This is a genomic window from Spiribacter onubensis (assembly GCF_040838425.1).
Classification (GTDB): domain Bacteria; phylum Pseudomonadota; class Gammaproteobacteria; order Nitrococcales; family Nitrococcaceae; genus Spiribacter; species Spiribacter onubensis.
This window is the reverse complement of the sequence record NZ_JBAKFI010000006.1, coordinates 1-13567: the sequence shown is the minus strand read 5'-3', so window position 1 is coordinate 13567 and position 13567 is coordinate 1. Positions and strand designations below refer to the sequence as shown.

Sequence of the window (13567 nt, the reverse complement as noted above, 5' to 3'; positions counted from 1 at the left end):
TCACTCCGGCTCTTAACAGTCGAAACGCCCCGCAATCGGATAGCCCTCACGGGTAACAAGTGCCTCGCAGCGGGCCGACTTGAGATCCTCATGCATCATCTCGCTCACGAGCTCCGTAAAGCCGGTCTGCGGCGTCCAGCCAAGGCGCTCCTGTGCGTAGCTCGCATCACCAAGCAGTGTTTCGACTTCGGTCGGCCGGAAGTAGCGTGGATCGACACGAACGACGGTTTGCTCACTACCCTGCCCATCAACAACGACACCGATCTCCCCAACGCCCTCGCCGCGCCACACGATCTGCATACCGACCTCGGCGGCGGCTAGCTCGACGAATTCACGCACGCTGTGTTGCTCGCCGGTGGCAATGACGAAATCCTCCGGCGTTTCCTGCTGAAGCATGCGCCACTGGGCTTCCACATAATCCCGCGCGTGCCCCCAGTCACGCTTGGCCGATAGGTTGCCGAGGTACAGACAGTCCTCAAGACCGAGCTTTATCCGCGCTAGCGCCCGGGTGATCTTGCGGGTAACGAAGGTCTCACCACGAACGGGGCTCTCGTGATTGAAGAGGATTCCGTTGCAGGCATACATTCCATAGGCCTCACGGTAGTTGACCGTTATCCAGTAGGCATAGAGCTTGGCGACCGCGTAGGGGCTGCGCGGATAAAATGGCGTGGACTCTGATTGGGGCGTCTCCTGCACAAGACCATAGAGCTCCGAGGTACTTGCCTGGTAGAAGCGCGTCTTCCGCTCGAGCCCCAGGATACGAATTGCCTCCAGCAGCCGCAGTGCCCCGATCGCATCCGAGTTGGCGGTGTACTCCGGCTCCTCGAACGACACTGCCACATGCGACTGCGCGGCCAGATTATAGATTTCATCCGGCTGGATTTGCTGGATCACTCGAATCAGGCTTGTCGCATCCGTGAGATCGCCATGGTGCAGGATCATCCGTTGATCGGGCTCATGCGGGTCCTGGTAGAGATGATCGATCCGATCCGTATTGAACAGGGATGCCCGGCGTTTGATGCCGTGCACCTCGTAGCCTTTCTCCAGCAGCAGTTCAGCGAGATAGGCGCCATCCTGACCCGTGATGCCCGTGATGAGTGCTTTTTTCATTGAAATACCGTTAGGAAAAATTGACGCTTCAATCTGATTCCAGATAGGTCGAGGCCAACGCATCAGCATTACCTCGATGAAATCCCCGGGCGCCGCGCAAGGCGCCCGCATGATAGTATCTGTAAAAATCCGGATCATCAGCGAGGCGCCGTACATACGACGCCATGCCATCCGGGTCACCGGGGGCAAAACACTCGCCGGTTCTGTGGTCATGTGCATACCGCGCCAGCTCGCTGTCTGCCGCCGCGATGTAGAGCCCAGGGATTCCAAACGCCATCAGGTTATACGCCTTTGATGGAACGCTACCGCGACTGACACGGGGATTGAGTGCGACAACACCAACGTCAGCGGCTGAGAGTGAGTGCACGAAACGCTCATCAGACTGGAATGGCAACATCTCGACGTTGCCAAGGCCCCGGCGTTCGACTGCCGCACGGATGACCGGCTCCCGCGGTCCACGGCCGATGATCTGTATGAGGAATTGATCATCATCCCGCAGCGCATCCGCGAGATCGAGCAACGCCTCAACGTTATGCGTTATCCCGAGGTTGCCGGAATACTGAATGATGAAGCGGCCTTGCCTATCGGGTGATTCGGCGAGGAGCTTATTCTGCATATCCGGGATGCGCTCATCGCCGCTGAATACCGACCAAATGGGCATGACTGTGACTCTATCTTTCTCAATGTAGGCGCCCAGAAGATCGCGCATCGGCTCGGTGATCGTGAAGAGTCGGTAGGCGCGCCGGAAAGCGCGCTGGTTCAATCTGGCCCAAAGACGATAGAGCCCATGGCGGCGGGACATCCCCGTAACTTCGAAGATATCAGGATAGACGTCCCATATTAGAGCACTGCAGCGATTAGGGAGCACAAGCGTCAACAGATAAGCCATCGGCGGAATGGAAATGAAAAGCACCTCGTACCGACGATAACGCGTGATCAATAGGACCCAAGCCTGGAGCAGCGAACCACCGTAGGCGAGCGCCTTTCTCCAGGGCGGGCGCTGCTGCCAGCGCACCAAACGGGCATGCTTAACACGCTCATCGAGCCGCTCGCCTTGCTCATGAACACTCCCGGCGAGCAGTGTCACGCCAACTCCGCGCGCCACAAAGGCATTGGCGAACCCCACGGTCAAATAGTTGGCCGCCTGATTCACGATAACGAGGCGACGCTCACCCACTCAGCAGTTCCTCGTAGGCATCAACATGTTCGTCAAAACGCGTCTTTGCGTCGAAGAAACGCTCTGCATGGGCTCGGCAGCGTCTCGCGATATCAGCAGATTCACCACGCTCACTGCGCTCTCCCCAGTGCCGAACCGCTTCGCTGATCGCACCCAATCCTCCCTTCGGCACAACGGAACCTACACTCGGGTCGAGCGACTCCGGGCTCCCGCCCGTGTCATACGTCACAACCGGTGTACCGCAGGCCAGCGCTTCAATATTCGTGGTGGGAAAATTATCAATCGTCGTCGGATTCACGAAAACCGCAGCGCGTGAATACAGACGCGCGAGTTCCTCCATGCTCTCGGTCCTCCTGAGGCCCTCGACACCCGGCGGCAAATCTCTCTGCTGCTGTGTGGTGACGCCGACAAGGATGATCCGCCAGTGCGCGGGCAGATGCTCCCGCAGCGCGCACATGTCGTGTAGCCCTTTCCGGGCCGGCCAACCGGCCGCAACGCCGAGGATGATCGGTGCGATCCTCTCCGTTGGCTCTAGCGGGTGGAAAACGTTGAGGTCCACACCATTCGGTATCACCTGACGCCGCCACCCGCCCAGAAATGATTCACTGACGTGGGCAGCGAGCCATTCGCTGGGCGTGACGATCAGACCAGACTGAACGTCGGAGAACGCCCTACGCTTAATCTCCCAATTCCTACCTGAGCGATCGATCATTGCCCTCGGGTACTGTCGGGTTAGTGGGCAGGCACCACATCCAGAGCGCCACCTACTGCAATTGGCGCGGTCGAAGTAAGCGCAGTGGCCCGTAAAAGCCCAGCAGTCGTGGAGCACCCACGCAACCGGTATTACAAGCCGCTTTAACGCAGCAAAGAGCTTTGGATAGTTCAGAAAATACCCGTGCAGGTTATGCAGAACGACGAGGCCCGGAGGGTCCGCCGCAAGCCGACTCACTAGACGATCAGTCGCATGCCTCGAACCAAGCCCATGCGCATCCGCGAGGAGGCTTACGGCGCCATGGCCCGCGATATTAACGCGCCCCCCCACGGGCCAGTGGGCGACTTGCCCTGCACTCTCGTGCCGCCCATAGGCCACTTCTGCCCGATAACCCCGACGCTGTAGTGCTTGACCAATGCCCTCGGCGATGCGGCCCGTACTGCCCACATTGGCCGAGACATTGATTTGGAGAACATACCTGTTCTGGCTTGCTGCGGCAGATTTAGGTCTCGCCCAATCAGTCAAGGATGGCTTCCGCGTATTGCTGAGCGATGCGATGGGCTGCAAACGCCTTCATGCTTTCTTTCGCCTTCCGACCCATCTCTTCTCGAAGTCCGCCATCGGCCATGAGACGCTCAAGGCGGTCGGCAAATGCCGCATCATCAAAGACCGGCACCAGATAACCCGTTTCACCCTCCGTAATGAGATCGCCGGGCCCGGCGCAGCAGTCGTAACTCACGCAGCTCATCCCGTGAGCCATCGCCTCGGCAAGGGCGTTGGGGAATCCCTCAGATGACGATGGGAATGCAAATATACTTGCCCGCCGGTAGTAATCCTCGACATCCTCTACGGTCCCCATGATCGAGACCCGCTCAGCAACGCCGAGTGACCCGGCGAGCGCTTCGAGGCGTGCGCGGTGGGTTTGCGACTGGGCGTCATCGCCCAGAATGACCAAATCCCAGTCATCGCTTGCGAGAGAAGCGAACATCCGGATCAGCCGGTCGTGATGCTTCGTGCTGATCAGCCTTGCGACGTTCAGGATCGTTTTATCTCGCTCCGATGGCTGGCTGTCCGTCACTTCGGCGACTGGATTGCCAATCACACAAAAACGCGCCGACGGGAACCGTGCTCTGTAGTGCGCTCGCGCCATCTCCGTCTGAACAATAACCTTGTTTGCGTGTGGATAGAGCCAACGTCTCAATACCTCTTGATGCCAACGGAACCGTTTGACCGGCTGACACCGATCCGAAACAACAATTTCCTGTGTTCTCCCGAGCGCGCTCAAGAGCACGAAACTGTTCCACAGCTCTCCGAAACTAAGCACGCGATCCGGCTGCAAACGCTTTAGTGTTTCGCGCAGGAACCGTGCTGTGAGAGCCGTGGAAAGCCAACGCGAATACGAATCAAAGTCGAATCGGGGTTCGTGCACACGAACGCTCGTAGGCACTTCGAAGAAGCGTGTCCGACGCCGCCCGTAGAGCACGAGATCAACCTCGAACAAAGATTGATGAACGAACTGCTCCATCAAAGTGCTCATCACCCGTTCCATCCCTCCCGCCTGGAGTGACGGAATGACACATACCAAACGGGGCGTACGGGGATGCACTCGGCCTCGCACCGACATCAGCCCCTCTTCAGTCCGCGCAAGCCGATGACATCGTCGAGGAGCAAGCGCCATGCCACTGCCACCTCATCAAAAGAAAACGCCGCCGCCGAGGCTAGCGCGCCCCGAGCGAGCGTATTCAAATCCTCTTCCGACCGTGCGACTCGAATTACCCTAGAAACCATCTCCCCGTACGACTGAGCCGGCACCAAGACCCCGTTGTCTCCAGATCGAACCAACCATCGAGCCATCGGATAGGTATCAAAAGCCACGGGTACCGCGCCCTGAGCTTGAGCCTCGACGAGCGTGTTGGGGAAGCCCTCAAAGTCGGAGGTCATGAGATAAATCGCCGCCCGCTCGAAGAATGGCTGTGAAGGCTGACGACCATGGAAAACAACGCGGGGTACCCCCTCCACTCTGGCTTGTTCTTCCAAGAACTGGCGTAGAGGCCCATCACCGACCACATCGAGCGTCCAATCCGGCAGCGCTTCGGACAATTCATGCCAAAGAGGTAGGATAAGATCCGCGCGCTTCTGATGCGCAGAGACCCGCCCCAACCAGAGAATGCGCTTCGACTTCTTGGGCACATGCTCAGCTACACGCTCAATGCTGTTCGGTATAAGTGCGATCTTCTGAGGGTCATAGTCCGGTACAAAATACTCTAGCTCGTCGAGATTCGGCTCGGCGAACATCACGAACCGGTCATAGTCGGACAAGATACGGCGGAGGTCTCGCGCATGCCGTCGCCGATGCAATCCAAGAAGGGCGCTGCGCGCCAAGGGGTTTTTGGCAAACTGAACCAGCGGTGAGGGGAGGAGGCGTGACGCATACCACTCCAAATTGTTCCGAACCGAATAGAGGGTATTACGAAGGCATCCGATTCGCGCGGCATTGCAAGACGCGGCCACCGTTTCCGTAATGGCATGTTCATAGGGCATTTGGTTAACCACCACCGCCGGCGAGAACGCCTGCAGAGTGTCACATAGACTAGCGAGATTTGACGGGTTGCTGAGATTTCCTTGCGCAGGCGCACAGTATACTGGCACAGGCGGCTCGCTCATGTGGCCAGACGTCTCAAATGAGTAAACGCCCACCTCTAAACCCTGCGCCGTCAGCATCTTCGCCATCTTCACAGTCGACGCCTGAACACCGCCCTCAGTCGGCTGTAGCGCCGGTGTAAGAATGAGGAGAACCCGGTGCATTACAAGATCTTGAGCATCTCGATCAGCAGAATCTGCAAAAACTCTTTCAACGACATGTTGGCATCCGGAACCAGCCACGGGACGATCGGCAAAGCGACCAAGTAGACGCTCGGGAAGTCAAGCATCGTTGAGAGGTTATATAGAAAATAGGGAATGAATGCGATACCTGAAAGTGCCAATCCGACCTTAAGATAGCTATTATGGTATGGCCAACGGTTTACCGTACTCGGGTCGGTGCGGGACATCACAAAGGCCGCGAATATGAAAATCGCCCCAACAATCCAGCTTCGATTGGAGGCCGCATAAATAAACCATACCGAATTGGAAAGAGCAAGCGTCAGCAACCCGACTGAAAAAATTCTTTTCTGGAATGCGTTCATTGCATACCGATAAACCCCAGCCATTAATAGCGCATAAACAAAAATATTTAGCGCCCATTTCTGAACACCCGCCTTCTGAAACGCGCGCCAAAAGCGCTGACCGCTCTCCTGACTAGACGCAATAATCTCATCGGCCGAATCCAAAGAATCGCGGTAATAAGCGTCGAACCGACTACCTCCAAGCTCTGTCGTCGCTGCAATCTCCTCGAATTGCCCAGGATTAATCACTGTAGTAAAACTGGACATAACAAAAAAGACAGAGTACAGCATCACCCTTGTACCGAGAAGCCAAACCGCATAAGCCGGCAACGCCATCAGAAAGTAACCAAAGTGAATAAAGGGCGGCATTGCCATGAGGACGAGATACCGCTTCTTGCGTGTTTGATAGTATTGAAGGCATGCGTAGACCAGCACCCAAAGGCCAGTCCATGTCCGCACAGTGTTAACCCCCTCAATGTTCTTAAATAAAAAAAATGACGCTATGAGAAAAAGCGTTATCCACGGTAATTTCGCCTTTCCCCAGTGCTTGAAGATAATGAGCATCGAACCGGTGAAAAAGTATCCGTAAACCGTGGCTACCACCGGAAAGAACAGCCATGGGAGCCCCAAGACGCCGCCTAGCGCATACGACAAGACATGCTTATAAACGTCTGCCGAAGGCGATGGGTTTTCCTGCAAGAGTATGATTTGCCCAAGCTGTGCCGCGAATTCGTCAAACGATAACCCCTGATAATATGCATAGACATGGAGAAGGTGCCGGACACCGTCTGCGCCAACGCCGAGCGGATCAAACGCGATGGTGATTGTCGCTCCATAGATTGTGAAGAAAAACGTAAGGATCCAGTGCCGGTACCGCTCGCTATTGGTCTTCCATGCCTCGAGCAGCAGCAGCGGCGGCAAAAGGGTCCCGCCGATGAGGAAGATACCGGCCTTATAGGCAGCATTCGGGCGTCTTGCTTGCGCCATTGATGGTGGGCGGTAGTCGTCACTAGTGACGGCTCCGGCGCGATCGCTCATTACAGAGAGTCCTCACTATAAAGTGGATGCGCCTTATACCCTCGACGCATTAGATGGGCTATAAATTGCTCTAGGCCCGGTTTTCTTGCCTCCGGTGGTGGCCCCATCAGCGCGCTCAGCTCCTCCTGATAGCGCTCGTCCGCATAGAACGCTCGAACCGCCTCAAAGGAAAATTGCTCCAGCGACTGAATCCCCAGAACGATCCCGTTGCGCACATACTCGTGGTGATCAAACGGCAAGGGATCGAGCCCGGCGAGCTGGACCACGGGCGTGCCCAACGTTAACGCTTTGGCTTGGGCTTGAGTGTTGCCCGCGACAAGAACCTTGTGGCGCCGCACGAAGTCTGCGAGATCCTCATCCGTATCGGCCTCGCTGAGAGTCTCCGGCCAGGGATGGCGAGCGAGGGTCGAGTTGGGGTGCAACCTGACCTCCACTGGCCTTCCGAGCCTCCGCGCGAGCGCTTCGAGCCGCTCGAGCGCACGCTCGTCCGCTTGCACGTTCAACATCGCGCCAACACTGCCTTCACCCAGGCCATCGAGACGAACCGGACGGACGGCCTCCCGTGGGCGCCAGTAGGCGGGCGAGGTTGGACCGATGCAGGCCAGCTTGCGCCCGGTGTCGTTAAGCAGGATGGCCGCGTCCGCCGACACCGGTAGCGGCTTAAAGTCGAGGTAGGAATACTGCCAGTAGACGACCCGCTGCCCGCTTCCGCGACAGGCGGCGGCGAGGGCGATCAGGAACGGGCTCAGATCGCCGACGATGATCCAGTGTGCCTCCTCCTCACGCCGCCGCAGAACCCAGGTGAAGGCCGTCGCGCAGGCGAGGACCTCGGCGTATGGCTTCAAGCGTCGGCTTCGGCGACAGCGCCGGAGCATTGGAAGCGCCTGCAAGGTCGCCACGAGGGCGCGGGGGCTTACGCCGGGGTTCGTGGCGGAGGAAGGTAAGACCATCATTCCCGGCTCTAGCCCGGCGGCATACAGTTCCGCGCGCGCCTCGTCGTACTTGTGCCCCCGCTGCGGCAGGATCAGGGGCGCGGCCTGTATCGCGGCCAGAGATCGGCTAGCCTCGTAGCACCGCTTTAAAACCCCCAGAAGGGCCCGCGCTTCGCGTGCTGCGCTGTGTGTTTCGGGCGCCGCCGCGCCCCGCTGCGCACGATTCTTCGCCACGGCTTGAACTGCGGGGGCGGCGGCGCGGATACGTTCGGCATGAATTACGCCAAAATCACTCAATTCCGTGCGCCTTGGTTATTTCCTCCAATTTCTTGATCCGCGATGTCATTGCATCGCCACGGCGTCCGTGTTTAGACATACGGCTGGCTTGCAGATGCTCGATTAAAGCCTTTCCATAAACGTAAGGGTATTCTCTATCAGGTATAAAGGTTAGCTCCAATGGAAGGCGCTGAAACCGATACGACTTTTGGCCCGATTCATCATCTTCAATGGCATTCTGCAAGACAATTTGATCGTATGAATTTGGCGCCTTTTTTTGTCGCTCAAGCCAATCATGAAGCAACAAGACTGTGCTAGTTGTATCCTGCAAAAGGATAGTACCGCTCCAAAGTTTCCCATCCCCATGGATGTATGCTGCCACATCCCCATCGTAATCGGCTAAATAGGGCCAAGGATCGCGATGAACGAAGGCATCGACGTCTATATATAGCAGTCGGCCGCGCAAGCGTTGTCGGACGTCGAGAAGGAACTCCGGTTTGCGGGCACAGTTTTCAACCCAGCTTCCGTTCTTTGGAACACTCGTGAAATCGTGCGGCAGGCCGAGTTGCTCCAACCGCTTCCGGCAGCGGGCCGCTTCTTTGGTGTAAAACGCATCATCAGTATGAAACGCCACGATCGTCCCGCGCTGAGGCGCGGAGGGCGCTTCTGGAAGATGGTAGGTGCGACGCACGTCTTCCGTCGGTGGGTAGCCCCAGCGCACTGCCAGCTCTTCCATTTCAGGGAAGAGCTCGAGCTGCCGACGCGCGCGCATGTATCTCTCTCTCTCCGTCCAAGCCGGATGGTCCGGGGCATCGACGGGCCGGACGCCATTAAGCTGCACAGACAGATCATCAGGTATGTCACCGGAGTGGAATGACCCGAAGGGCCGGGTCAGGGGAAACCCCGTTGCGAAGGCGATCGTTCGGCGCACCTGTTCGGGATCACGCAAGAGGTCTTCGTAGCGGACCACCAGGATGCGCCGACCGTCCGCTTGTGCCCGGTCGATTGCTTCGGACACCGCCGCGATGCCGGGACCAGTGAAGCTCTTTACGGTTGGCCGGACGAGGAACTGATAGTCATAGCCCTGAAAAAATTGATTGGGGACGGAGCTGTGCTTGGAAGACACCAGATCACGCGGATCTCTGATTAGGACAAGGTGGAGAATATCTCGGTACGGCCCCAAGTCGCTATCGATGTCAGCCAGGCGAAGAATGTCCAAGGGCCGCTTGGTCACGATACGCTCGTCGCGCCGGTTGTATGTATCTAGGGCGGAAAGCTCCCGTTCCGGCATATATACCGGCCCCGTCGCCGAATTTCGGACCATATTGTAGAGCATGGTCGTCCCGCTTCGGGCGCATCCTGAAATAACAAGATGCCGTGGCCGCGCGCCCAAGACATACTGCTGGAAGCCAACAACGGCCTTCACGAGGCTTCTAAGAAACTTTTTCTTTCTTCTATTAGCTCGTCTTAACCCACTTTTTGCCCCGCTAAAGAACGTTTTAGCAAACAAAACAAATCAGCCCTATTCAGACAAATCGTATGTGGTTGAGAAACACATATTTCACGCGCTTTACGCATGATATAACAGCCAACCTTATATTGATCGTGGAGCGCCTGCACTAACCATTTTAGCTGAGCCCTTTTTAATTATTTTTCTAAGAATGCAGCCAAGGCAACTGAGCGCTTGCAAAATTTTCCGAAATTTTTTCCCCATAATCTAGGAGGGTCATATTTCGAAGAACTTATGCATCCCCTATTTCAACAATCAAACCTAGCCGCCAGAGCATCTTCATAAACAGAAAATTTGAAAAAAAATCATGGTGAATGATCTGATTGCCGTAGATTTTGTCTATTTGATCTTGCCCAGTAACAGTGGACACTCGATTACGCCACTATCCGGGCCTCGAACGCATCAGGACTGATGTATCCAAGGGCAGAATGACGACGGGTTCGGTTGTACTCCACTTCGATGTACTCGAAAAGGACCTGGCGCAGCGCATCGGGGTGCATCAGCGGCACACCATGGATGCTCTCGACCTTCAGGCTGTGGAAGAAGTTCTCCACTACCGCATTATCAAAGCAGTTACCTCGGCCGCTCATGCTGGCGATCAGTCCGTAGCGACGGATCAGGTTGCGGTGATCCCAGCCACAGTAAACGCTGCCGCGATCCGTGTGCATGATCACGCCGCTGGGCTCGCCACGGCGGGCAAGCGCCGCTCGCAGCGCCGTGCAGGCGAGCTCAGCGTCGATGCGCGTACTGGTCGCCCATCCGATCACCTTGCGTGTGCACAGGTCCAGGATCACCGCGAGGTAGAGCCAGCCCTGAAGGGTGCGCAGGTAGGTGATGTCACCGGCCCACTTCTCGTCAGGCCGCTCGGCGCTGAAGTCTTGGGCAAGGACATTGGGCGCGACACCAAGGGAGTGGCCCGAGTCGGTGGTATGCCGAAACGGTTTGGCCGCGCGGGCCCGCAGCCCTTGCCTACGCATACTCTCAGCCACGGTCTTGCGGTTCATGGCCATGCCTTCAGCCTCTAGTTCCTCGCGAAGGCGAGGCGAGCCGTAGCGGCGTTTCTTCGCCTCAAACAGTTCGACCACTTTCGCGTCCCGCTTGGCCCGCTCGGCCAGGCGTTGCGGAACGCTGTCCCGACGGCGCAGCCATGCGTAGTAGCCACTGCGGGAGACACCGAGCACCGCGCATTGGCGCGCGATGCTGTGGGCCGACCGATGCTGGTGAATGGCGGCGTACTTCAGTCCAGCTTCTTCGCGAAGTACGCCGCGGTTTTTTCCAGGATCGTGACCTCTTCGGTCTTATCGGCAAGCTGGCGCTTGAGCCGGGCATTCTCCTCACGGAGCTGGCGTTCTCGGTCACTGACGGACTTCTCGTGCGCCGCCTTCGCTCGCCACTGATAGATCTGCGTGGCGTGCAGGCCGAGCTCGCTGGCTGCGGCTGAAACACCGATGCGCTCGGCTAGTGCCACCGCCTCGGCACGATATTCCGCGCTGTAGCGGGCCTTCCTTCGCTTGGGCATGTCGTGGGCTGCTGTTGCCATGGTTCACCTCCAGTCTACTAACTTACTGAGGTGTCCACTGCCGGTGGGAAAGATCAAAGCGATTAAACATCAGAAATGCTTGCCGTGCGTTATAGCGCCTGCGCCGCCACCAACCGTCCAAACTTCGAATCTTCCCGATCCCGCAGCCGATCAAACGGCCCGTCTTCCACCAGCCGCCCCTGGTCAAACACGTACACATGATCGACGTTGCGGATGGTTGAGAGGCGGTGGGCGATGATCACCACCGTGATCTCGCCCTTCAGCGCATCGATGCTTTGCTGAATGTGGCGCTCCGAGTCGGTATCCAGGGCGCTGGTGGCCTCATCGAGGATGAGGAGGTTGGGCTTGCGGAACAGCTCGCGGGCAATGAATAGCCGCTGGCGCTGCCCGCCCGATAGCCGGACCCCCCGATCCCCCACCACGGTGTGGTAGCCCTCGGGCAGGGTCTCGATGTGGTGGTGGATGTGGGCGCGCTTGGCGGCCTCGCGGATGCGGGCCATGAGCGCCTCGTCCTTCGCTGGGTTGCCCGCCCACATGCAGATGTTGTTGGCGATGGTGTCATCAAAAACCACGGTCTCTTGGCTCACGTAGCCAATTTGCGCGCGCCAGCTTGGCAGGTGAACCTGATCGCCTGGCACGCCATCGATGCGCACCTCACCGGCCCGGGGTTTGAGCATCAGCGTGAGGATATCCACCAGCGTCGATTTCCCCGCCCCCGACTCCCCCACAAAGGCCACGGAGTGGCGGACGGGGATGGCAAGCGAGACATCGCTTAAGACATCACCGTTGTCCGGATCGTAGGCAAAAGACACCCGATCCAGCGTAATGCCCTCGGCGAGATCCGGGACCGTGATCTCGCCATCCGGCTCGGCGTGCTCGGCCTGATCGGCAAACGCCTGATGAACCAGCTCCACCGAGCCGATGTTATTGAGCGTGCGCTGCCAGCTATTCTGAATTTCCATGAAGGCGTTCATCGCGCGATAAAACAAGATGATCGCCACCATGATCGGCCCCAGCGGCTCGCCCAGAAAGACCATCTGCACCAGCACGATGAGCATAATAAGCACAACAATGATCGGCTCGCGCACCGCGCCGGTGAACGCGCCGGCAATGCCGCGGCGGATTTCATAGCCGGTGAGCCGTCCCACCGAGCGCATCACCGTGCCGCGCAGCGGCCGCGCCTGCCCGGTGGCGGTGAGGTATTTAAAGCCGTGCAGGAACTGGATCAGGAGTTTGGAGAGATGCCCCTCTTCGCTCGCCGCCCGGCGCGAGAGCCCGCGCACGTAGATGTTCAGCGCCCGAAAGAGCGCGAGCAGCACCACCCCGATGCCAAGCGCCATCGCCCCAAAGCGCCAGGCGATGGCAAAGGCAAAGGCGGTGTAGGTGAGCGCATTCACGCCACTTGCCACCAACTGCGTGAGCTGCTGGAAGGACTGCAGCATCAGCTTGATCTGCTGGTTGATGACGTTGACGAAGTGCCCGGTGCTCTCCGAGACGTAGTAGCGGTAGCTCATGTGGCTGTAGCAGTCAAAGAGCCGCCCGCGGAGCTCGCGCATGAGCTGGCCCTGGAGATACGCCGTGTAGCCCTTGGCGGTGAACATGAGCGCGCCCTTCAGTGCAAAGGCGATGGTGATGAACACGAGAATGGCCGTCACCGAATCCGCCACCCCCAACCAGGCAAGCCCGTCCTGCACGATCGCGGCGACGCCCGTTGGCTCACCGCCCGCCGAGTCATCGAGCCCCGCGAGCAATGGAAGGAGCATCATGAGTCCCACGCCCTCGGCCACCACCGCGATGAGCGTGAGGCCAAAGACGAGATACATCCTCGCCCCCAGATAGCGCTGGAACACACGCAGGTAGTGGGGGATGTCGCGGAGGGGATTACGGGTCATGATTGCGTGTCATAGCCAAGCGCCTCGAGGGGTCCGCCAAGACGCTTCGCCAGTGCCTTATTGCTAGTACCAACGCCTTTTGGCCAGAGGATGCGTATTCCAGTCAAGTGGGTCACCTGTTCCAGTCGATCGGGGACAGGCGTTCCATCTGATCGGGGACGGTTATTCCGGTGGATCGGGGACACGTCTTTACGCTTAGCTGGTGTCGCCTTCCGG

The 13567-nt window shown here is 58.1% G+C and carries 10 protein-coding genes; all 10 read right to left on the bottom strand.

All coding sequences use genetic code 11. From position 1 onward, the window contains the following. Positions 1-12 precede the first annotated feature (12 nt). Entirely contained in the window at positions 13-1110 is a 1098-nt protein-coding gene (gmd, locus tag V6X63_RS09955) for a GDP-mannose 4,6-dehydratase (RefSeq protein ID WP_367978799.1), read from the bottom strand. Positions 1111-1138: 28 nt separating this feature from the next. After that, complete coding sequence (locus tag V6X63_RS09950; protein WP_367978798.1) at positions 1139-2287, bottom strand: glycosyltransferase family 4 protein; 1149 nt, start codon at positions 2285-2287, stop codon at positions 1139-1141. Then, positions 2280-3446 carry a glycosyltransferase gene (locus V6X63_RS09945; RefSeq protein WP_367978822.1) on the bottom strand — a complete coding sequence of 389 codons (1167 nt, stop codon included), beginning with the start codon at positions 3444-3446 and terminating at the stop codon, positions 2280-2282. Before V6X63_RS09945 ends, V6X63_RS09950 begins: the two co-directional genes overlap by 8 nt. A gap of 70 nt (positions 3447-3516) precedes the next feature. Next, a complete protein-coding gene (locus tag V6X63_RS09940; protein ID WP_367978797.1) occupies positions 3517-4548 on the bottom strand; it encodes a glycosyltransferase in 1032 nt (343 codons plus the stop codon). A 74-nt stretch (positions 4549-4622) separates the two neighbouring features. Then, positions 4623-5729, bottom strand: coding sequence for a glycosyltransferase (locus V6X63_RS09935; RefSeq protein ID WP_367978796.1), 1107 nt, complete (start codon positions 5727-5729; stop codon positions 4623-4625). Between the two features lie 74 nt (positions 5730-5803). Beyond that, positions 5804-7201, bottom strand: a complete 1398-nt coding sequence (locus V6X63_RS09930; RefSeq protein WP_367978795.1) for a hypothetical protein — start codon at positions 7199-7201, stop codon at positions 5804-5806. Beyond that, positions 7201-8430, bottom strand: coding sequence for a hypothetical protein (locus tag V6X63_RS09925; protein WP_367978794.1), 1230 nt, complete (start codon positions 8428-8430; stop codon positions 7201-7203). Before V6X63_RS09925 ends, V6X63_RS09930 begins: the two co-directional genes overlap by 1 nt. Next, positions 8423-9745, bottom strand: a complete 1323-nt coding sequence (locus tag V6X63_RS09920; protein WP_367978793.1) for a putative nucleotide-diphospho-sugar transferase — start codon at positions 9743-9745, stop codon at positions 8423-8425. Before V6X63_RS09920 ends, V6X63_RS09925 begins: the two co-directional genes overlap by 8 nt. Positions 9746-10293: 548 nt before the next feature. After that, a protein-coding gene (locus tag V6X63_RS09915) for an IS3 family transposase (RefSeq protein WP_367978792.1) occupies positions 10294-11459 on the bottom strand; the annotation gives its coding sequence in 2 pieces (ribosomal slippage) (positions 10294-11189 and positions 11189-11459; 1167 coding nt in all). Positions 11460-11548: 89 nt separating this feature from the next. Further along, positions 11549-13351, bottom strand: a complete 1803-nt coding sequence (locus V6X63_RS09910; RefSeq protein ID WP_367978791.1) for an ABC transporter ATP-binding protein — start codon at positions 13349-13351, stop codon at positions 11549-11551. Positions 13352-13567 lie beyond the last annotated feature (216 nt).